Annotated in this window: 17 protein-coding genes and 1 other RNA gene; 6 read left to right on the forward strand and 12 right to left on the reverse strand. The window is 62.0% G+C overall.

Going from position 1 to position 20,598, the window contains the following annotated elements; all coding sequences use genetic code 11:
• Window positions 1-133: 133 nt before the first annotated feature.
• Complete coding sequence (locus tag AACP59_RS06415; protein ID WP_339350345.1) at window positions 134-1,159, reverse strand: phosphatase PAP2 family protein; 1,026 nt, start codon at window positions 1,157-1,159, stop codon at window positions 134-136.
• A gap of 196 nt (window positions 1,160-1,355) precedes the next feature.
• An RNA gene (gene ffs, locus AACP59_RS06420) (signal recognition particle sRNA small type) lies at window positions 1,356-1,446 on the reverse strand.
• A gap of 199 nt (window positions 1,447-1,645) precedes the next feature.
• Here ffs and glf point away from each other — a divergent pair.
• Window positions 1,646-2,803, forward strand: a complete 1,158-nt coding sequence (glf, locus tag AACP59_RS06425) for a UDP-galactopyranose mutase (protein WP_297316306.1) — start codon at window positions 1,646-1,648, stop codon at window positions 2,801-2,803.
• Window positions 2,804-3,070: 267 nt separating this feature from the next.
• On the opposite strand, the gene AACP59_RS06430 is transcribed toward glf, so the two are convergent.
• Complete coding sequence (locus AACP59_RS06430; RefSeq protein WP_297316307.1) at window positions 3,071-4,213, reverse strand: inositol-3-phosphate synthase; 1,143 nt, start codon at window positions 4,211-4,213, stop codon at window positions 3,071-3,073.
• A gap of 319 nt (window positions 4,214-4,532) precedes the next feature.
• Between AACP59_RS06430 and AACP59_RS06435 the strand changes: the two genes are divergently transcribed.
• Complete coding sequence (locus AACP59_RS06435) at window positions 4,533-6,743, forward strand: transglycosylase domain-containing protein (protein WP_297316308.1); 2,211 nt, start codon at window positions 4,533-4,535, stop codon at window positions 6,741-6,743.
• Between the two features lie 198 nt (window positions 6,744-6,941).
• Here AACP59_RS06435 and leuA read toward each other — a convergent pair whose 3' ends face one another.
• Window positions 6,942-8,852: a 2-isopropylmalate synthase gene (leuA, locus tag AACP59_RS06440; protein WP_297316309.1), complete on the reverse strand. Its 1,911-nt coding sequence runs from the start codon at window positions 8,850-8,852 to the stop codon at window positions 6,942-6,944.
• 192 nt (window positions 8,853-9,044) lie between these two features.
• Complete coding sequence (locus tag AACP59_RS06445; protein ID WP_297316310.1) at window positions 9,045-9,665, reverse strand: DUF5701 family protein; 621 nt, start codon at window positions 9,663-9,665, stop codon at window positions 9,045-9,047.
• Between the two features lie 126 nt (window positions 9,666-9,791).
• Between AACP59_RS06445 and AACP59_RS09525 the strand changes: the two genes are divergently transcribed.
• The 3 genes from AACP59_RS09525 (at window position 9,792) to AACP59_RS06455 (ending at window position 11,637) form a co-directional block, all read left to right on the forward strand.
• Window positions 9,792-10,295 carry a TetR/AcrR family transcriptional regulator gene (locus AACP59_RS09525; RefSeq protein ID WP_370465973.1) on the forward strand — a complete coding sequence of 168 codons (504 nt, stop codon included), beginning with the start codon at window positions 9,792-9,794 and terminating at the stop codon, window positions 10,293-10,295.
• Between the two features lie 276 nt (window positions 10,296-10,571).
• Window positions 10,572-10,829 carry a hypothetical protein gene (locus AACP59_RS06450; RefSeq protein WP_297316312.1) on the forward strand — a complete coding sequence of 86 codons (258 nt, stop codon included), beginning with the start codon at window positions 10,572-10,574 and terminating at the stop codon, window positions 10,827-10,829.
• Between the two features lie 439 nt (window positions 10,830-11,268).
• Window positions 11,269-11,637, forward strand: coding sequence for a hypothetical protein (locus AACP59_RS06455; protein WP_339350346.1), 369 nt, complete (start codon window positions 11,269-11,271; stop codon window positions 11,635-11,637).
• A 232-nt stretch (window positions 11,638-11,869) separates the two neighbouring features.
• Here AACP59_RS06455 and AACP59_RS06460 read toward each other — a convergent pair whose 3' ends face one another.
• From AACP59_RS06460 to AACP59_RS06475, 4 genes are all read right to left on the reverse strand, one after another.
• A complete protein-coding gene (locus tag AACP59_RS06460) occupies window positions 11,870-13,231 on the reverse strand; it encodes an MFS transporter (protein ID WP_297316313.1) in 1,362 nt (453 codons plus the stop codon).
• Between the two features lie 125 nt (window positions 13,232-13,356).
• Window positions 13,357-14,313 carry a sugar kinase gene (locus AACP59_RS06465; RefSeq protein WP_297316314.1) on the reverse strand — a complete coding sequence of 319 codons (957 nt, stop codon included), beginning with the start codon at window positions 14,311-14,313 and terminating at the stop codon, window positions 13,357-13,359.
• Between the two features lie 314 nt (window positions 14,314-14,627).
• Window positions 14,628-15,317, reverse strand: a complete 690-nt coding sequence (locus AACP59_RS06470; protein ID WP_297316315.1) for a 3-keto-L-gulonate-6-phosphate decarboxylase UlaD — start codon at window positions 15,315-15,317, stop codon at window positions 14,628-14,630.
• A 5-nt stretch (window positions 15,318-15,322) separates the two neighbouring features.
• Window positions 15,323-16,312 (reverse strand): phosphotriesterase family protein, encoded by a 990-nt coding sequence (locus AACP59_RS06475; RefSeq protein ID WP_297316316.1) that lies wholly within the window; start codon window positions 16,310-16,312, stop codon window positions 15,323-15,325.
• A gap of 245 nt (window positions 16,313-16,557) precedes the next feature.
• Here AACP59_RS06475 and AACP59_RS06480 point away from each other — a divergent pair, with 245 nt between their 5' ends.
• Window positions 16,558-17,583 (forward strand): sugar-binding transcriptional regulator, encoded by a 1,026-nt coding sequence (locus AACP59_RS06480; protein ID WP_339350347.1) that lies wholly within the window; start codon window positions 16,558-16,560, stop codon window positions 17,581-17,583.
• Window positions 17,584-17,868: 285 nt separating this feature from the next.
• Here the strand turns inward: AACP59_RS06480 and AACP59_RS06485 are convergent, their stop codons facing one another.
• The 3 genes from AACP59_RS06485 to AACP59_RS06495 form a co-directional block, all read right to left on the reverse strand.
• Window positions 17,869-18,939, reverse strand: a complete 1,071-nt coding sequence (locus tag AACP59_RS06485) for an aspartate-semialdehyde dehydrogenase (RefSeq protein WP_297316318.1) — start codon at window positions 18,937-18,939, stop codon at window positions 17,869-17,871.
• Between the two features lie 134 nt (window positions 18,940-19,073).
• Window positions 19,074-19,643, reverse strand: a complete 570-nt coding sequence (locus AACP59_RS06490; protein ID WP_370465974.1) for an ACT domain-containing protein — start codon at window positions 19,641-19,643, stop codon at window positions 19,074-19,076.
• A gap of 7 nt (window positions 19,644-19,650) precedes the next feature.
• Window positions 19,651-20,472, reverse strand: coding sequence for an aspartate kinase (locus tag AACP59_RS06495; protein WP_297316320.1), 822 nt, complete (start codon window positions 20,470-20,472; stop codon window positions 19,651-19,653).
• Between the last annotated feature and the right edge of the window lie 126 nt (window positions 20,473-20,598).

Genomic DNA, 20,598 nt, shown 5'->3' on the forward strand with positions numbered 1-20,598 from the left:
CACTCGGATGAGACTGCGACACACGGCAGGCAGGCAGAGGGGCGCAGCAGGCAACCGCAAGGGGAGGAGCTCCAGGGATGACAGGAACGAATCCGCATATCAGCGGTCCTATCCATTAATATCGTCTGCGTTTTCAGTCTTCCCGAGGCGGGGCAGGAGGCTCACCGACCAGGCCCAGCCTGGTCAGGGGGGAGGCGGTCACCTGGCGCATGGCCAGGGCCAGCCCGATCAGGAGGGACAAAAGCGAGGCGATGAGGATGACGGCCGAGCAGTGGGCCCCGTAAAAGGTCCACATGGCACCCATCTCCAGGCCCGAGGAGATCTGCCAGATGACGAAGACCGCATAGAGGGTTCCCAGAATCCCCAGGGTCATCATCATGGTGGAGACGATCTGGACCGAGGCCGATGACATCCGCGTCCCCGGCAAATCCATACCGGAGGAACGGGTGAAGGCCAGCATGATCAGTCCCAGCCCCCCTGCCAGGAGGATGGCCATGACCACGTCGGCCGGACGGTGCCATCCACCCAGAACCAGAGAGCAGCCCACCGAGAGGGTGAAGACGAATCCGATCAGGGCCACCAGGGCCCGCCAGACCCGGGGCACCACGTAGAGCAGGACCAGGATGGCGGTCACGGCCATGATGGTGTGCCCGGACGGGGCGGAGTTTTCCTTGGTGGACTGAACGTTGATCAGGAGGGGCCGGGGCAGGACCCTCTTGAGAACCCTCCCAACCAGATAGGCAAGCAGGGAGTAAGCCGCCACCTGACCGAGGAGCCACCACCGTTTGCGGACCAGGACGACCACCAGGGCGATCAGACCGACCAGGATGCACATGCCGATGGCCACATTGGGCATGGTGAAGATGCCCAGGTAGGCCTTGATCAGGGGAACCTGCTCGACAAAGCCCTTGAAGTTGGAGATGACCATATCATCATAGGACTGTCCACTCACGGTGTAAATGGCCAGCCACCAGACACCGACGGAGGCGGCCAGCATCAGCAGACCGAAGACCAGGCAGAGCACGAGGCTGGAAATACGGGGACGGACCGTCAGCGGATCCAGCTTTCTCAAGGCCCGGTCACCCTCGTCGCGCTGATCCTTCGGGTCCTGCTGGTACCAGGCCTGTTCGGCCTGACCTTGATCTTGCATATCGGTCATACCTCCCGACTTTATCCAAACCCCCGGGCCGGGACGCGTTCCCACCGCATAAGAAGTGCATGTCGTTCACAGCAGGACCGGTGATTCCTCCCTCCACGATTCAAACGACCACCGTGACGACCGTGGTTTGGAGTGACTTGCGCGAATTTCCGATACAGCCGGTGGAAGCGGATATGGCAGAACCATCCCAGGCATAAGAAAACTCCCACGCACCCGACAGAGGCCACTTACCCTTGCTGCATTCCTGCCCTGGGGGGATTGGGTGACATAACGCCACGTGAGAGCAAGTCACCATGATAGCAGACAGCACCTATTTGCGCGCGTCAGCGAACGGGAGACTCCGAACGATCCGGTCCGTCGGCTCATAGGTAACAGTTCGGTCCCGTTCCATCAGGGTCACTACCGGTAGCCGAAAGGCTCCGATATCATGGACTCAGCCAGGAAACGGGGATCCCGCGGGATCACACGAGCAGAAGAAGTCAAAGCGTGGATGCAGATCTGATTATCGTCGGAGCCGGACTCTTCGGTCTGACCGTGGCCCAGCAGGCCGTCGAGCATACCGGGGCACGGGTGCAGATCATCGACGTCCGCAATCACATCGGCGGCAACGCATACTCCTATATGGATGAGGAGACCGGGGCCGAGATCCACAAGTACGGAGCTCACCTCTTCCACACCTCCAACAGGAAGGTTTGGGAATATGTGAACCGCTTCACGGAGTTCACCGACTACACCCACCGTGTCTACACCACCCACGACGGGGAGGTCTACCCACTGCCCATCAACCTGGGCACCATCAACCAGTTCTTCCATGCCCACTACACCCCCCAGGAAGCCCGCGATCTGATCCGCGACCAGGCCGGGGAGCTGGCCGGGACCGACCCGGCCGACCTGAACGACCAGGGCATCTCCCTGATCGGCCGCCCTCTCTATGAGGCCTTCATCAAGAACTACACGGCCAAGCAGTGGCAGACCGACCCCTCCCAGCTGCCCGCATCGATCATCAAGCGTCTCCCCGTACGGTTCAACTATGACAACCACTACTTCAAGGACACCTGGGAGGGACTGCCCAAGAACGGATATACCGCCTGGTTCGAGCGGATGATCGACAATCCCCGCATCCAGGTGAGTCTGGGAGTGGATTTCTTCGATGCCTCCCAACCCTGGAACCGAGACGCCCTGGCGGGCAGGGTCCCCGTGGTCTACACCGGTCCGGTCGACCGTTACTTCGACTATGGCCTGGGCGAACTCAAGTGGCGTACGGTCGACTTCAAGGAACGCCGCTATGACGAGGATGACCACTTCGGCTGCCCGGTCATGAACTTCTCCGACCCGGATGTTCCTTACACCCGGGCCATCGAGTTCAAGAACTTCAACCCGGAGCGCCATGACCGGCAGAGTCATGAACGCACCGTGGTCTGGGAGGAATACAGCCGTTTCGCCGGCAAGGGCGACGACCCCTACTACCCCATCAACACGGCCGGTGACCGGTCTCTCTACGCCCGCTACAAGGATCTCGCCGGGAAGGAACCCCAAGTGGTCTTCGGCGGTCGTCTGGGCACCTATGCCTACTACGACATGCATCAGGTCATCAATTCGGCCCTGGACTCCTGGGAGAAGAGGATTCAGCCCCTGATCGGCTGAACCATCTGAATTCGGGAACACAACGTTTCCTGTTGAACGCCAACAGGATGGAGAGCACTGAGCCCCCTGCCGAACCAAAGGATCCCAGGACCCGAAACAGCCAAGCCACGAGATCCATAACCCCGACACCAGCCAGGGCATAAGAATGGCCGTCCACCCGCTATGGGTGACCGGCCATTCCCATGAATTCAACCGTCTGCGACCAAGATGCTCCAGACGGAACCCCTTGGGGCGGGCCAGGAACTCAGACGGGCATGAGCTCAGGACTCAGGCGTGCCAGACGTCCTTGCCGTTGTCCTTGGCGGCCTTGACGTCGGCATTGAGGGCATCCTCATCGCCTTCCACCTTGCCGGCGATGTAGTCCTCAACCAGCTGGCGGGCTTCGTTGTCCTCATGCTGCACGGCAGGGGACTTCATGAAGTAGGAGCTGGGGGCCAGGATCGGGCCGGCCAGGTGACGGTCCAGGGCGATCTTGGCGGCGCGCACCGCGTCGATGACGATACCGGCCGAGTTCGGGGAATCCCAGACCTCAAGACGGTACTCCAGATTCAGCGGCACATCACCGAAGGTGGTGCCCTCAAGCCGGACGAAGGCCAGCTTGCGGTCATCCAGCCAGGCCACATAATCCGAGGGGCCGATGTGGACGTTGTGCTCATCCATCTCGTGGGGGACGATCGAGGTGACGGCGCGGGTCTTGGAGACCTTCTTGGACTCCAGGCGGGAGCGCTGCAGCATGTTCATGAAGTCCATGTTGCCACCCACGTTCAGCTGGTAGGTGCGGTCCAGACGGACGCCGCGGTCCTCGAAGAGGCGGGCCATGACGCGGTGGGTGATGGTGGCGCCCACCTGGCTCTTGATGTCGTCGCCCACGATCGGCAGACCGGCGTCACGGAATTTCTGGGCCCACTCCGGGTCGGAGGCGATGAAGACGGGCAGGCAGTTGACGAAGGCGCATCCGGCCTTGATCGCCGCTGCTGCATAGGCCTTGTCGGCCTGCTCGGAACCTACGGGCAGGTAGGAGACCAGAACGTCGACCTTCTTGTCGCGCAGCACCTGGGCCACGTCGACGGGTTCGGCGTCGGACTCCTTGATCATCTTGCTGTAGTACTCGCCCAGACCGTCACCGGTGGGTCCACGCAGGACCTCGACACCCAGGTTGGGCACATCGCTGAACTTGTAGGTGTTGTTCTGGGAGGCGAAGATGGCCTCGCTCAGATCCTTGCCCACCTTGAGTGAATCCACATCGAAGGCGGTCACAAATTCGACATCACGGATACGATACCCACCAAAATTGGCATGCATAATGCCGGGGATCTTGTCATCATCCTTGGCGTCCCGGTAATATTCGACTCCCTGTACCAGCGAGGAAGCGCAGTTGCCCACGCCCGCTATAGCTACACGGATGCTCATACAAACTCCTCTGATTAACTGAGTTATTCCAACATAAGCATACCTGTTCCCAGCGAGTTGCCGGGAACGGGAGGGAAAAGTCGTCCCAAGCGGGCGGCAGGACCGAATACCGCTTCATGACTTGGCATCAAGGGTGTCCCCTGTGTTCATGATTACCCGAATCACTCCATATATTTGTGTACAGGATATATACATACCTGCCGCTTCCCGCCCGGCAAGAGGCCTGCGAATGAACTGCGAGGGGCAAAAACGTACGGGAATGATGGACGTTCAGCCTTGGGTCGAACAGTTTTCAAGGTGGGTGGTTAGCGTGGTTGTCATGGCCAAACAGACTCGTTCAGTCAGCTCGGCAGCGGGAGGCAGACGTTCCGCCTCCTCCCCCCGGCCGGTGCGGCAGACCACCAAAACCAGGGGCAGGAAGAACAACAGGACCCCCTCACATCGCATGGGCAGGAGGGCGAACCAGGGCAGTCACCGCAAGCAGCCCAAGAAGAGGCGGCATCTCCTGCTCAAGTGGACACTGGGCATCCTGGGGACCCTGCTGGTCGCCGCCATAGGCTGTTTCGCCTACCTCTATCTGACCACCGAAATCGTTCCGCCCGAAAAGCAGGCCCTGGCCCAGAAGACCACGGTCTACTACGCCGATGGCACTACCCCGATCGGCACCTACGCAGACCAGGACAGGGAGATCATCGACTGCTCGGTCCTGCCCAAGTACGTGGGCAATGCGGTCGTCGCCTCCGAGAACCGCTCCTTCTACAAGGACAGCGGCATCGACCTGAGGGGAATCGGACGCGCCCTGCTCAACAACGTGACCAAGGGGACCCGGCAGGGCGGCTCAACCATCACCCAGCAGTACGCCGAACGCTACTACCTGGGCGAAACCACCTCCTACCGGGGGAAGTTGCGCGAGGCCATCCTGGCTCTGAAGATCTCGCAGACCGAGAGCAAGGAAACCGTTCTGTGCAACTACATGAACACCATCTACTTCGGGCGGGGGGCCTACGGAATCCAGGCGGCGGCCCAGAACTACTACGGCAAGAACGCCAAGGACCTGACCATGCCCGAGTCGGCCATGCTGGCCGGCATCATCCCGGCTCCGACCACCTGGGACCCCGCGGTCAGCCCCAAACAGGCCGAATCCAGGTTCCACCGGGTCCTGGGGATCATGGAGGAGGAACACTACATCAGCCACGCGGACAACGTCAAGGCCGCCATGCCCCAGACCATCAACTACTCCCCCCAGAACGTCTATCAGGGGCCGAACGGGTACCTCCTGAGAATGGTCCGCAACGAGCTGGCGGCCGGGAAGAAGGCCCCCTTCACCCCGGATGACCTGGACACCGGCGGGTACAGAATCGTCACGACCATCCAGAAGGACAAGCAGGATCTGATGTTCCAGGTGGCCAGCCCCTCCGCGGGAGGGAAGAACCTCCCTCCGACCCTGCAGACCGGCGGCCTCTCGGTCAGCCCCCAGGACGGATCCATCATCGCCCTCTATGCGGGTGACGACTACCTGACCCACCAGCTCAACAACGTGGACCAGGCCACCTTCCAGGTAGGCTCGACCATGAAGGCCTACACCCTCCTGGGGGCCATCCAGGACGGGGTCAGCCTCAACACCGTCTTCAACGGCAACTCCCCCAGAACCTTCTCCAGCGTGGGCAAGTCCGTCGCCAATGCAGGCCAGGTGAGCTACGGGTACATCAACCTCTATTCCGCCTTCGCCAACTCGGTCAACACGGTCTTCATGGACCTGGGGGAGCACGTGACCTCCCAGAAGACGGCGCAGCTGGCCCACACGGCCGGCATCACCGGGAAGATCGACGACACGACCACCTTCGACACCCTGGGTCTGGATGCCCTGACCGTGTACGACGCCACCCAGGGATACGCCACCCTGGCCAACGGGGGAAAGAGGCCCGAGCTGCATCTGGTGGCCCAGGTCAAGGACTCCAAGGACCGGGAGCTCTATACGGCCACGATCAAGGGCGACCAGGTCTTCAACCCCGACCAGGTGGCCCTCCTCCAGAAGGCCATGACCTCCACGGTCCAATACGGCACCGGCTCCTATGCCCGGTCCCTGGGACGGCCCATCGCGGGCAAGACCGGAACGGCCAATGACGAGACGGCCATCTCCTTCATCGGGTTCACCCCCTCGGTCCTGACCACCTTCGCCGTCTGGAACCAGGGCGCGGACGGAAGCGCCCAAAAGGTCCCCGAGGTCTACCAGGACCAGTTCTACCCGGTCCGCCTTTTCACCCAGTACATGAAGGGGGCCCTGGGCGACAGTCCGGTCGAGAGGTTCCCCGCCGCTGTCGACAAGGGCAAGATCGGTGGCCCGGATGGCACTTGGGGTACCGGCGGCGTGCGCAACTACACACCACGGAACTACCAGACCGTGCCCTCCCAGGAGCCTCAACAGGAATCCAGGAGGGATGAGAGCAACTCCACCGGTGGCGGCAACGGCAATGGCGGAGAAACTCCACAGAGTAACCCGACCGAATCCACGGGCGGCAACAACCGGTAAATCCCCACGCACAAAGGGCCGGCGGTCAGCCAGGACGGGACAGCAGCCGGGCGCTACCTGAGTGGCAAACCGCATCAATCGACGGCACCAGTCAGGAGCGAACAAAACGGTCCGAACAAGTAGAAATACAGAAGAAGGCCGTCCCCGTCGCATGCCGACGGGGACGGCCTTTCATGGTATCTCGATCGGATGCTCCCGTCAGATCCGTTCGAAGCGGTTGATGGCCGAGATGATGGCCTTGAGGGAGCTGGTCGAAATCGACGAATCGATACCGACACCCCAAATCACCCTCGCCTCAGCAGGTTCGCCCACCTTGCACTCCACGTAGGAGGCGGCCAGGGCGTCCGACCCGGCGGTCATGGCATGCTCGGCATAGTCCTGGACCGAAACGGTCAGATCCAGCGACTTGAGGGCATCCAGGAAGGCAGCTATGGGACCGTTGCCGCGGCCCTCGATACGGCGTTTGCACTCCTCGTCCTGGGGGCCCAGCCCCTTGTCCAGCACGGTCGCTTCCAGCACAGTGTCCGACCCGTCCTCGCCGGAAGTGACCGAGACACCCAGAAGCTTGAGGCGGCCCCACTGGTTCAGGGTCTCGTCGTCCTTGTCGGCCATGGACTCCCCGTCGGCCACGCCGCCACCCTCTTCGACAGGCAGGTACTCGTCCTTGAAGAGTCGCCAGATATCGGCATCCTTGACCTCGTGCTTGGTCTTGTCGGCGTAGGCCTGGACCAGCTTCTCGAACTCCACCTGGAGTCGCTTGGGCAGGTCCAGGTGGTGATTGGCCTTGAGCAGGTATGCCATCCCGCCCTTGCCGGACTGTGAGTTGACACGGATGATCGCCTCGTAGCTGCCGCCGACGTCCTTGGGGTCGATGGGCAGGTAGGGCACCAGCCAGAGGTAGTCCTCCGTGTTGGCGTTATCGCGCAGGGCAGCCTGCTGACGGGCATCCAGCCCCTTCTTGATGGCATCCTGGTGGGAACCGGAGAAGGCCGTGAAGACGAAGTTGCCGGCATAGGGATGCCGTTCGGAGATCTTGATCTGGTTGCAGTACTCCACGGTTCTGCGGATGTTGGGCATATCGGAGAAGTCCAGCTGGGGGTCGATGCCCTGAACCAGCATGTTCAGCCCAACCGTGCAGATGTCAACGTTTCCGGTACGCTCCCCGTTGCCCAGGAGGCACCCCTCGACCCGGTCGGCCCCGGCCAGGAGGCTCAGCTCGGTGGCGGCCACGGCCATGCCCTCGTCGTTGTGGGGGTGGAGGGAGAGGACCACGGAATCGCGGTCCTTCAGGTTGTTGGAGATGTACTCCACCTCGTCGGCGAAGACGTTGGGGGTGGTCATCTCGACCGTGTTGGGCAGGTTGATGATCATCGGATGCTCTGGAGTGGGCCTGATTACGTCGATGACCGCGTTGCAGACCTCCAAGGAGTACTCGGGCTCGGCCCCGGAGAAGGATTCGGGCGAGTACTCATAGTAGAGGTCGGTTCCCTCGGCATCCTCCTCCAGGGACTTGCAGAGCCCGGCCGCATCGGTGGCCAGCTTCTTGACGGCTGCCTTGTCCTTATGGAAGACCACTTCGCGCTGGAGCACGGAGACCGAGTTGTAGAAGTGGACCACGGCCCGCTTGGCCCCCAGCAGGGCCTCGTAGGTGCGCCTGATCAGATGCTCCCTGGCCTGGGTCAGGACCACGATGGTCACGTCGTCGGGAATCAGCTCACGCTCGATCAGGAGGCGGATGAAGTCATAATCGGTCTCGGAGGCCGAGGGGAAGCCCACCTCGATCTCCTTGAACCCCATGGAGATCAGGAGGTTCCAGAAACGTAGCTTACGTTCCGAATCCATCGGGTCCACCAGGGCCTGGTTGCCGTCACGCAGGTCGACCGAACACCAGCGCGGGGCCCTCTGCAGGGTCTTCTCGGGCCAGGTGCGCTGCGGATAGTCGAAGGGCACCTGCTTCTTGTAAGCCACATACTTGTCGTAGGGCATGGGGCTGGGCTTCTGCGGCGAGCCGACGAACCGGCGGGGAGGCAGCAACAGATCGTTGTTACCTCCATTGGACGATGCAGCCTGGGCCGCAAGATCGAATACGGACGTATGATCCTGATCCATCACTCCTCCTTCTGTATTGATTGGTGTGGGCCGTTTCCTTGCGGCGAACACCGTCCCCGCACCATCGTGGACGCCGTTGACACAGCCTTCACGTTTTGCAGGGCGAGATTCACCTCGTACACAAATATAACCATCGATTGCCGGAAAACATGGCCGGCGGTCACCCGACGAACGTTGATCCGGGGATTTCCCTCACCGGAAGAGGGAGATGCCGCGACGGCCCAGGCAGTATGCGTTGCCCAGCCAGGTGTGGCGGGAATTGGGCCAGACCGAGCCCAGGCGGGGTGCCGTCTGGCTCATCCAGATGCTGGGGACGCGACCGTCGGCGCTGTGCGAGCCAAGAAGGTTGAACCCGTTCTTGACGGCCAGCCAGTCAGGGTGTTGGGTGGCGACGGCCAGGCCCTCCTCCAGGGTGAGGGGCAAACGGTCATCCGAGTCGATGAGCTTGCGGGCGACATCCGGTTCCCTGTTGACATAGCAGGTGCCCGTATGAGGCTCCAAGACGATATAGAAAGGCCCCTCAGGGGGCTCGAACCCGTTCTGGGGCAGGAAGCTGGCGATGTCACGCGGGGGCATGGTGGTAAAACCGGCCATCCGGTTGATGCTGGTACGGGCGATCAGGGACTCGGGGCTGACCAGCTCCCGGGTCGGTATGAGCAGTATCTGATCACCCAGCTCGGTTCCTTCCAGGGCCGAGATAAGAGGCTGGGCCAGGGATCTGAAGGCGGAGGCGCTCACATCAGCCACGTCTGGATACCCCAGGGCCACAATCCGGTCCAGTTGCCGCCGTGCCTCGTCAGATGATTTGGTCATGCCACCAAGTGTAGGGCCACCCGGCAATCTGACCGCTATCCGGGACTTTTGCCCGTCTGAACAATGTGCCAGCCCGTCATCAATAACAGACCGACAACCGGCTTTCGAGTGAAGAACGGGAATTGCATGCAGGAGGGCACCGATCGGCGCGAGGCCAAGGCAAAACCAACCCTGTCACAGATTCTGGAAGCAGCCAGGAGCCTCTTCATGTCACAGGGATATGGCGAGACCTCCATGCAGGACATCCCCGACCGGTCGGGAGTCTCCGAGGGGTTCTTCCACCACCACTTCCCCTCCAAGCAACCCTGCAGGACCTGGTCTGAACCCAGGAGAACCATACGCCGAACGCCCTGCAGGCCTGGGCATGCAGGAACCCGACAACCCCGGGAGAAGGTCACCGGATGGCTGCGCCAGGTCCCCACCTCCCCAGACATGACCAGCCTGATCTCGTCACGGTGCGGCCGAAAAGGCACCGTTCGCATTGCTCTTCACTCTCCACTCGATCAAGGGGCGCCTCTCCGGGCAACTTGCCTCGATGCCGGAAACCGGTCGGCAAAACGACGAATTCAAATGCCCCGACCCGGCCCATACGACTTAGGACCGTCTCATCCTGCCGGACATCTGGCTTGACCCCTCATCTCGGGAACCGATTCACGGAGCAGGCTGCCAGGATGGATTGGATCATGCGCCTCCTGGAGGTCTGTCAGGCCCCGGTGATCGACCCGATCCTGGTCGATGAAACCAGAGCCCGGCTGAAGGTCGAGGGGACACAACCATGAACCGCCATTCGAGGTATGGCACAGATGGCAACCCCGGGGGTCCGCTCCGCCAACCCCTCGGCATAGGAGGACAGACCCTGGGGGCAAAGCCATCGAACATCACCAACCCTGCAGTGGCAGGGTGCTCATGGTCAACCTGCCCTTCGCCGGTCACCCCAACCCCACACTGGGACCCGCCAAAGACCCGGTCGGGCAGGGGCGCGAGGCGGATTCCATCAATGCCCCCGATTGGCAAGAGCGCATCGGAACGACAGGCGCGGGCTTTTCCGCCTACAACCGCATGCGGCATGACCGCCCCCCCCCCAATCGGCCCCTGTGGGAAATCTTTTCATGGTCGGCCGCCTACCAGACCGCCCGAGGGATGGCACCGGCCTATGACGCCTGATCCACGAAATGTTCTTCCTGCCCGGCGCGGCCCTGGCGGCCGAGGCGGGGATACCCTCCCACCGCCTTTCTCCGCCTTTGCCCTCAACTCCATGATCCTGAGGGAACCGGGCGAAACCGGAGGGCCATACATGACCTCCGTCTTCAAGCATCCCGCCCTGTGTCGATCAGTGGGGGCTTGCTCAGGCGACGATCCCATCCCGCCCACGACGACATCGGTGCGAAGCTCTGGCTTACCAGCCTCGGAGGAACCATGCCTATACGGTCCGCCCCATGCAACCCCACCAGAAGACGTCTCCCGAGCAGGGCTACCACCCTGTCGAACCAGCCGCCTGCCTACAAGGGACCAGTGGTGTGGCGAGGATGACGAGGAGGAAGACGGACAATGACGGTTATGAGGAATGCGGGGGGGGGGGGTATCCGGAGTGGCATGTCCCTCCATGAGAAGAAAACCACTGACCTGCGTGTCCCCGGAGAACCAGCCGGGGGTCGGGGCGGGAATACCACGCCAGCTGACGGAGGCTCCGGCCAATCTGGACGTTTCGGTCCTGGTGCCCACCCTGGACATACCACCTGGCCGACTGGGAGTCATCCCCTCCAACGTAGCGACCCGACCCTCTTTGCCACAATCCGGTACGGGAACAGGCCAACCTCTTCATCACCCACGGCGGAATGAACAGCGTCAACGAAGCCCTGTCCTGCGCGGTCCCCTGGTGGTCGTCCCCGTCGGCAACAACCAGCCCACGGCGGCTGGACAGGTGAACAGACCCGGGTGCGGGAAGGTTCTGGACAGGCGAATCCGAGCGTGACAGACATCGGCGAGACCGTCGGAACCATTCTTGCCGATCACAGCTACCGCCCATCCGGACGAAAGGTTGTCGGTCCTGGAAAGAAGCACCGGAAAGAATGGACAGACCGCGGAGAAAACCTGTCCGGTCTGGGCAAAGACAGGCCCGCCCCCAAACGAACCTGATGGAAACGGGCAGGACCGCCCCCCTCCCCGAGGACGACCCTGCCCGCGTTTCCGTACGGAATACCCGATCAGAGGCTTTCCAGATCCTTGCCCTTGGTCTCCTGGGCGAAGAGATAGACCACGGCACCGATGACCAGGCAGACACCGAAGAAGGTGAAGGCCGTGGTGACCACGCCGATGTTGATGTGCTGGGAGACATAATCCCCACCGACCAGGAGGCCCATGAAGATCGGGCCGACGATTTTTGCAGTGGCCCCGATGCCGTATCCCAGACCCAGACCGGTCGAGCGTACATCGTTGGGGAACTGCTCACCGCCGAAGGCGTTCAGGATGCCGAATACGCCATCGGCGAAGGTCATGATGACCAGGACGGCGATGTAGAACTGCCAGCCCGAATTGTGAAAGAAGGCGGCGTAGAAGCAGCCGAGGGCACCGATGATGCCGAAGGAGAACATCGTCCAGCGTCGGCCGATGACATCAGCCAACCAGGCCGAACCGAACCGGCCGATGCAGTCGGCCACCGAGACGCCCATGAAGAGGTATGCCACCATCTTGGTCGAGAATCCGAAGGCATCCTTCATCAGGGTCTGGCCCCAGGACTGAATGGCAAAGGAACCCAAAATGAAGCAGAAAGAGCCGACGGAGATGATGATCAGTGGCTTCAGATGCCTGGAGAAGAGCAGACGGTAGCTGGCCTTCTGCTCCTGCTCGACCTTGGGCAGGTCCCCGACCTGATTGGCCGGCAGCTCCAGGGCCCAACCCAGGGCCTTGCGGGCGTCATCATCACGGCCGACGCTCTGATAGAACCTGGGGGATTCGGGCACCATGGCCAGCCAGAAGAGCAGAAGGACCGGGATGGCGCCCAGGGCCACCAGGACGCGCCAGTTCTCGCCAATCACACTCTGGGCGACCGAACCCAGGAGGAGACCCAGGGGGATGAAGACCGAAGCCAGGCCGGAGAGCATGCCGCGCTGCTTGGAGGGCACGAACTCCTGGACATATGGGATGGAGACGATGTTGAGACCGCCTACGCCGATGCCCACGCCCACGCGCAGGATGGCCAGGAGGACCCAGGCACCGTCGGGCAGGAAGACCGACAGGGCCGTGAACACGACGAAGCAGAGCACACACCACTGGAAGGCGTGCTTACGACCGAACCGATCGGCCAGGCGCCCCCATACGATGGAGCCCATGACCGTGCCCAGACCGGAGCAGGCCAGGATGATGCCCGCCGATACACCGGTCAGATGCCAGGCCGAGGTCAGGATGGAGACCACGAATCCGATCAGGAACATGTCGAAGAACTCGGATATGTTGCCGGCTATGGCCAGGCCGATGATGCTTTTCTGATGCCCGGTCAGGGGGCGGGTGTCGATCTGCTCGTAAGCGGTCAGACCTCCCTGGCTTGTTCGGGCTTGTGTATCGCTCATATTGAAATCCCTTTCATGGATATGTCGATAAACGGGTTTCCCAGCAGGCCGACCCGCCCTTGATTCCACCGGGGATCAGGGCAGGGCAGGCCGTGCATACACCTATGAAGAGCCGTTTACGGCTTTCAGCGGTTGATGTCCTCGCCCAGGGGAATGTCCAACTCGTGGGCACGGATGCGGGTCAGGTCGCCCATGTGGGTCAGGGCATATTCGGCCGCACGCTGGCCCCAGCGCACGCCGCACTCCACATCATCGGAGAGGAACCCGTGCAGGGTGGCAGCCACGAAGGAGTCACCTGCACCCGGGCGGTCGACCACGGGGACCGTGGTGGTCGTGTACTTCTTGATCCCCTTGGCGGTACGCAAGTAGGGGCCGTCCAGATGGTTGGTGGAGACGATGTAGTCGTTGCCGAAACGCTGATAGAGCTGCTCGCAGACCTTCTCGCCACTTCCCTCGATCCCAAAGACGCTTTTGGCGTCCTTGATGGAGCAGAAGAGGATACGGGCCTTCTCGGCGATGGGCTCCAGGACACGTCTGGCCTGCTCGCCCGTCCAGAGTTTGCTGCGGAAGTTCACGTCCAGGGCGATATCGATGCCTCGGCTGAAGGCCTGGTCGGCCGCATAGGTAACAACCTCGGCCGTGGTATCCGTCAGGGCGGCGGTGATGCCGGTCAGGAAGACCAGGCGGGTGTCCAAGATCCTGTCCCAGTCGTATTCGTTCACCCCGGTGGATCTGAATGGGGTGTACTCCCGGTCGTAGATCACATTGGCCGGCATCGGCGGTTCGCCCGGCTCCATGAAGTAGAGGGCGATCCGGCTGGCCGGCTTGCGGACCATGGTGCTCAGGTCCACGCCCACCGAGCGGTACTCGCTCAGCACATACTCGCCCAGGTCACCCTCGGGCAGTGAGGAGGTCCAGAGGGTCTTGCGCTGCAACTGGGCCAGGACACCGGCCACGTTGGCCTCCGAACAGGCGGGATTCATCAGAACGGAACGCGCATTCATCAGACGCTCGCCCCTCCTGACCGTAAGTCTGATCTGACCTTCGCCAATCGTTGAAAGGTCATAGGTATGCTCTGCCATCGATATTCCTTAGTCTGTTTCACTCAGACCGTACCGGGACTGCCATGTCCCTCTCCGGTCCACTTTCCCTGTTCGATTCGTCTTGTGCGAATCCGGTCCGGGTCGGACCACCTGCGATCGGGGTCCTCCCATTCAGTGCCTGTGCTTGGTTCGGTCATCGTCCCGACGGGGCCTGGCTGCTCCGGCAGGAGAGCGGCCCACACCGAACATCCGGCCTGGTCCCGTCTGGTCCGGAACCGGCCATCCGCAGGGTGCGCGTTTGCTCCTGTGCAAGGGGCATCACCACCACGGACGACCGGAATCCCATGGGGTCGTCAGGACCAGACCCTGTCGATCGTATCGCGCAATTCGGTGGCCGCCGCCAGCGGATCATCCGCCTTGACTATGCCACGACCGGAGATGACCACACCGACAGGGACACCCTTGAAGAAGGGGAGATCCTTGGCGGTGACGCCGCCGGTGACCGTGACCTTGAAGCCCATATCATGCAGTTCGCGGATGCGCTCCTTGTCGTTCTCGCCCCAGGTCAGGGTTCCGGCCGCCTCGGCATCCCGGGAGCGGTGGACGATGACCTGGGTGGCACCAAGTTCACGCCACTGCCTGGCCTGATCGGGATCATACCGCTCGCCGAGCTCGATCTGCACCTCGCCGTCGAACTCCTGGGCGACCTTGACGACCTGGCCCACCGTGGTCATGCTGGCCCCGGCCACGACCGAGACCCAGTTGGCCCCGGCCTCGAAGCAGGCCCTGGAGATGACGGCCCCGGCCTCGGCGATACGCACATCGGCCAGGATGGTCTTCTGAGGGTAGAGCGCTCGAATCTCGCGGACGGCTTTCAAACCCTCAGCGATGATCAGGACGGTCCCGCACTCAATTACATCAATCTTGCTGATGGCCGCGTTCAAGGGCTTCAGGGCCGAGGGCATGTCGAAGGTGTCCAAGGCAATCTGCAGCTGGGGACGTTCCAGAGCGCCCCTGGCTCCCGACCGGTTCTCCTGCGCCATGGCGATCAGGCCTCCTTACGGAAGGCGAAGAAGGTGCGTGCGTTGCCGATCAGCAGCTTGTCGACATAGGCGGGATCGAAGCCCTCGGCAATCATGCGGGGACCATCCACGGCGGGGTTGTAGTCGACACCGCTGACCGAACCGTAGACCTTCTGGTAGGAGCGCTTTCCGGAATCGGTGCCCAGAAGGATCCGGTCCTCGAAACCATCTTCCTTGAAAGCCTTGAGCTCCATGATCCTGTTGGAATCGGGCTGGTATTTGATGCGGTTGGTACCGTCGATCTCCAGATAGACGCCCAGGTCAAGGATCTGCTCCAGATAGTAAACGTCTGCATTGCGCTGGATATGGCCGATGGCGATCTGGTTGGCGGGGACACCCAGATCGATCAGGGTCTGGGCCTGCTCCAGGCCGCAGGTGCCATAAGTGGTGTGGGTGTTGATCGGGGCACCGGTCTCGATGGCGGCCTTGGCCGCGGCCTCCATGCACTTGTGTTCGAAGGGGGTGATCTTGCCATAGGCGGTGCCGATCTTGATGACGCCGGCCTTGTAGGGGCTGCGGTCCACCAGGGGACCGGTGTAGTCATTGCGGTCGATGCCCTCGGTGATGTCGGCAATGACCAGGTCAGCGATCTGGTCCACACTGTAGCGGTTGATCCAGTGGGACTGGGTCTCCAGGTAGACATGCTCGCGATGGAAACCGGTGGCGCCGATCACCTGCAAGTGGTCGACGGAACGGGCCACTTCGACCAGCTTCTCGATGTCACGTCCGCAGTTGATCGGACACATGTCGACCACGGTGCCGCCTTGGTCGCTCCAGTTCAGGGAGGCCTTGGCGAAGTAGCCCGCCTCGGTCTCGGCCTTCTCCACCGAATCCAGCTGATGGTCCCCATCCAGGTAGACCTCTCCCGCCCCGACGCGAATCAGGTGGTCATGGCTGTTGACGACACCCAGGGTCTTGGGGTCCACATCTCCGAGAATTGTCCTTGCAAATGCCATTCGAACTCCTTTGTTTGCTCTGCGATTATCATGCACCGCATCCTGCTATCCAGTGGCATCGGTGCCTTCCCTACAAAATCAACGATAGTGACCGGTCCAGCCCAAAAGCAACCAACTAGATGCACATATGATTACTTCTATTGCTACACTACGGAAGTGTCGATAAAAAAATCGCCTAATTCTTTGCCTTTTCATTCACTTAGTTTCGTATTGTTTCTTCCATAGTCGTTTGATAAGATGTACATATGTTCAATGATGTACAGTTGATGACCTCCGCGCAGGCGCGTGACCGGGTCCAGCTCCTCCTGGAAATCGCCCGCATGTACTACGAGGACCACATGCTCCAGTCCCAGATCGCAGCCAAGGTGGGATACTCACGTCCCTCCATCTCGCGGATGCTCAAGGAGGCCGAGGACCAGGGCCTGGTCTCCGTCACCATCAGGGACCCCCTGGAACGTTTACAGGGCCTTGAAGCAGAGCTGATACACCGGTTCAACCTGCACTATGCCAGGGTTTCGGAACCCCCGCAGGGATGCACCGGCTACGATGTGGTGCCCCGGAGCGCGGCTTCCCTCCTGGTGGAGCACACCCGACCCGACTCCCTGGTCACGGTATCCAATGGCAATGCGGTGGCCTATACGGTCCGCGAGGTTCCGCCGCAGAACTGGGCCAAGACCAATGTGGCTCAGATGATCGGCTCCCTCTCACCCACCAACCCCATGACGGATTCACCGGAAATCTGCCGGATGCTGGCACAACGACTGGGGGGCAGCTATACCACCCTGCCCGTGCCCATGATCCTCTCCTCCAAGTCCGTCGCCAAGGCCATGCTCAAAGAGAAGCAGATCGCCGACACACTGACCCTGGGCGGCCATGCGGACGTGGCCGTGGTAGGGGTCGGATCCGTGGAGGAGGGGCGATCCGGACACATCTTCCATGATTATGAAGACGCCGACCTGATTCGGCAGGTCACCTCCCTCAAGGCGGTCGGGCACATCTGCGGCCACCATATCGACGCCCAGGGCAACCACATCCGCACCAGCCTGTGCGAGCGGACCATATCTATCGATTTCGACCGGCTCAGGCGCATCCCCCTGGTCATCGGCGTGGCCTGGGGACACCAGAAAGTGCCCGGAATCCTGGCCTGCCTCAGGGCCGGACTGATTTCCGCCCTGGCCACCGACCGGGAGACCGCCGAAGGGATTCTGAGTCTGGACGACGAACAGACCACAGACAAGGGACAGAAACGACGTGGCGCTGAATCGGGATGAGGGCATCCGTAGAGGTCCAGGTCTCGAATTCCGGCATGACCCACTGGGAACCTCTGGAGTCCTGACCCTCCTGCCAGCTGATTCTTATCTTCACGAACGCTCTTGGACGGAATCGGATCAAGGCGGACCCCAGGCGGCAAACCCCACCGGCACGGTATCGTCCGGATCCGGTCCCCGGGTCTATCGGTTCCGCGGTTCCGCAGTTCCGCGTTCTGCTGACCAGGGCCACAATCCGCTGCCCCGTCAGACCCCGTACAAGTCCAGCAGGCCTACGGGCCTCGCGGCTCAGACCCTGTCTGCGAAGTGCTTGGCCACGATGACCTCGGCGATCTGCACGGCATTCAGAGCCGCACCCTTGCGCAGGTTGTCGTTGGCTACGAACATGGCCAGGCCCTTCCTGCCCGGGACGGCCTGGTCCTGACGGATCCTGCCCACGAAACTCGGATCCCTGCCGGCCGCCTGGAGGGGGGTAGGAATATCGGAAAGCCGGACTCCGGGGGCCTTGGCCAGGAGGTCACGGGCCTGGTCGGGAGTCACATCCTTGTCGAATTCGGCGTTGATGCTCATTCCGTGCGAGGTGAAGACCCCGACACGCACACAGGTACAGGAGGCATGGAGGTTGGGCAGGTGGAGAATCCTGCGGCTCTCGTTACGCAGCTTCTGTTCCTCGTCCGTTTCCTCACTTCCGTCATCCACCAGGGCCCCGATGAAGGGGACCGCGTCGAAGGCGATGGTTTTGACCACCTTGGTCGGAACCGGGAAGTCGATGGCGGAACCGTCGAAGGCCAGCTTGTCGGCTCCCTGCTCGACGGCTGCAGTGGCCTCGTCCCTGAGTTGGAGGACACCCGCCCTGCCGGCCCCGGAGACCGCCTGGTAGGAGGAGACGATCAGCCGCCTGAGACCATAGGCCTTGGCCAGGGGGCTCAGCACCGGCATACAGGCCATGGTGGTGCAGTTGGGGTTGGCCACGATGCGACGGGGAATCCGGTCCAGGTCCTCGGGGTTGACCTCGGAAACCACCAGGGGTACCTCGGGGTCCATACGCCACTGGGAGGAGTTGTCGACCACGTAGGCACCGGCCTGGGCGAAGCGGGGGGCCCAGACCTTCGAGGTGGATCCGCCGGCCGAGAAGATGGCCAGGTCGATGCCCGAGAGGTCGGCCTTCCCCACATCCTCCACGGTGATGGAGGTGCCACACCAGTCCAGTTCCCGGCCTGCCGAGTGGGCGGATGCCAGGAACCTCAGATCCCTGACGGGGAAGTCCCGCTCGGCCAGAATCCGACGCATGACCATGCCGACCTGCCCGGTGGCACCCAACACCGCAACATTGATGCCCCGATCGTTGATCCTCGTCATCCTGATCTCCTCCCCGACCCCTCCGCCGAGAACCGGCTGTGCCGGCCCGAACGCCTGCAACGTCCTGGCCCTGCCTGGATTGGTCCGGATTGTTTGATTTCCGCTGGTGTTTTGATTGTACCGAAGGCCGGACTTCAGCGGCCTGTACCGCCGTAGACGACCGCTTCCACCTGATCGGTGTCCAATTCGAAGGCCGTGTGAACGGCCCTGACGGCATCATCCAGGTCCGTCAGGGGAACCAGGGCCGAAATGCGGATCTCGGAGGTGGAGATCATCAGGACGTTGATGTGCTTGTCGCTCAGAGCCCGGAAGAAGGTGGCGGTGATGCCCGAGTGGGTCTTCATGCCCACCCCCACCAGGGTCACCTTGCCCACCTCGGAGTTGATGTCGACCGACTTGAACTCGATGATGTCCCTTGCCTTATCCAGCAGAGGGTGGATCTGGTCGGCCTGGGCGCTGGGCAGGGTGAAGGAGATGTCGACGGTGCCGGTGGCGGCACCCGCCTGAACGATCATGTCGATGTTGATTCCGCCCTCGGCCAGGATGGTGAAGAGCCTGGCGGCCACACCCGGTTTGTCGGGCACCGATCGCAGGCTGACCTGGGTCTCGCTGCGGTCATGGGCCACGCCCGAGATGATCGGGGCCTCGGGGCCGTTCAGGTCCGGGAAGAGGTCACCCATTGATTTGCCGCCTGCCATGTTCATCCTTCCGTCATCCTTCGTGGTTCGGTCGGTTGACTCGCTGTGCCTGGGCCACCTGCCGCTGGTCCGGTGCCAGGTTGGGAATGTCGGAAACACCCATATCCTGGGGCATGATCAGGGTGCCCGGCCGGTGTGAGAACGAGCTGCGCACGTGGATGGGCATGTGGAACCGCTGGGCGTATTCCACGCACCGCAGGGCCAGGACCTTGGATCCGCCCGCCGCCATTTCCAGCATCTCCTCATAGGAGATCCGAGAGATCCGGCGGGCGGTGGGTACGATTCTGGGATCGGCCGTGAAAACCCCGTCCACATCGGTGTATATCTCGCAGACATCGGCATGGAGGGCCACAGCCAGGGCCACGGCAGAGGTATCCGACCCCCCTCGGCCGAGTGTGGTGGCATCGCCGTCGGCGCTGACCCCCTGGAATCCGGCCACAATGCCGACCTCACCCTGCTTCAGGGCATTCATGACCCGGTAGGGCTTGACGTTACGGATGTGGGCGGCCCCATACCTGGCATCAGTCATGAACCCCGCCTGGGACCCGGTGAAGGAGTGGGCGCTTTCGCCCTGAGCGTGGATGGTCATGGCCAGAAGGCTCATGGAGATGCGCTCTCCGGCGGTCATCAGCATGTCCATCTCCCGGGCCGGCGGGTTGGAGTCCACATCCAGGGCCTGGTCGATCAGATCGTCCGTGGTATCCCCCATGGCCGAAACCACAACGGCCATGTCGTTCCCACCATGCTTGGTCTCGATGATGCGTTTGGCCACGCGCTTGATGGAATCCGAGTCCGCCACCGAGGACCCGCCGAATTTCTGAACGATAAGAGCCACTGCTATTCCATCCGCGAAGGTTGAGACACTTGGACGTAGGTTACGAGAAGCCATTATATGGACGACCGTGGTCCTGGACGCATCGGTCACCAGCATATGGAACCCGAGCCAGACACCACAGCCGAT

Origin of the sequence: Bifidobacterium indicum, assembly GCF_036987015.1 — a bacterium.
GTDB classification, from domain to species: Bacteria; Actinomycetota; Actinomycetes; order Actinomycetales; family Bifidobacteriaceae; genus Bombiscardovia; species Bombiscardovia indica.

What these genes read in the sequence shown, in the direction of transcription:
- AACP59_RS06415 (WP_339350345.1), bottom strand. Translation starts at nt 1,159, where the DNA reads ATGACCGATATGCAAGATCAAGGTCAGGCCGAACAGGCCTGGTACCAG.
- AACP59_RS06430 (WP_297316307.1), bottom strand. Translation starts at nt 4,213, where the DNA reads ATGAGCATCCGTGTAGCTATAGCGGGCGTGGGCAACTGCGCTTCCTCG.
- AACP59_RS06435 (WP_297316308.1), top strand. Translation starts at nt 4,533, where the DNA reads ATGGCCAAACAGACTCGTTCAGTCAGCTCGGCAGCGGGAGGCAGACGT.
- leuA (WP_297316309.1), bottom strand. Translation starts at nt 8,852, where the DNA reads ATGGATCAGGATCATACGTCCGTATTCGATCTTGCGGCCCAGGCTGCA.
- AACP59_RS06445 (WP_297316310.1), bottom strand. Translation starts at nt 9,665, where the DNA reads ATGACCAAATCATCTGACGAGGCACGGCGGCAACTGGACCGGATTGTG.
- AACP59_RS09525 (WP_370465973.1), top strand. Translation starts at nt 9,792, where the DNA reads ATGCAGGAGGGCACCGATCGGCGCGAGGCCAAGGCAAAACCAACCCTG.
- AACP59_RS06450 (WP_297316312.1), top strand. Translation starts at nt 10,572, where the DNA reads ATGGTCAACCTGCCCTTCGCCGGTCACCCCAACCCCACACTGGGACCC.
- AACP59_RS06455 (WP_339350346.1), top strand. Translation starts at nt 11,269, where the DNA reads ATGAGAAGAAAACCACTGACCTGCGTGTCCCCGGAGAACCAGCCGGGG.
- AACP59_RS06460 (WP_297316313.1), bottom strand. Translation starts at nt 13,231, where the DNA reads ATGAGCGATACACAAGCCCGAACAAGCCAGGGAGGTCTGACCGCTTAC.
- AACP59_RS06465 (WP_297316314.1), bottom strand. Translation starts at nt 14,313, where the DNA reads ATGGCAGAGCATACCTATGACCTTTCAACGATTGGCGAAGGTCAGATC.
- AACP59_RS06470 (WP_297316315.1), bottom strand. Translation starts at nt 15,317, where the DNA reads ATGGCGCAGGAGAACCGGTCGGGAGCCAGGGGCGCTCTGGAACGTCCC.
- AACP59_RS06475 (WP_297316316.1), bottom strand. Translation starts at nt 16,312, where the DNA reads ATGGCATTTGCAAGGACAATTCTCGGAGATGTGGACCCCAAGACCCTG.
- AACP59_RS06480 (WP_339350347.1), top strand. Translation starts at nt 16,558, where the DNA reads ATGTTCAATGATGTACAGTTGATGACCTCCGCGCAGGCGCGTGACCGG.
- AACP59_RS06485 (WP_297316318.1), bottom strand. Translation starts at nt 18,939, where the DNA reads ATGACGAGGATCAACGATCGGGGCATCAATGTTGCGGTGTTGGGTGCC.
- AACP59_RS06490 (WP_370465974.1), bottom strand. Translation starts at nt 19,643, where the DNA reads ATGAACATGGCAGGCGGCAAATCAATGGGTGACCTCTTCCCGGACCTG.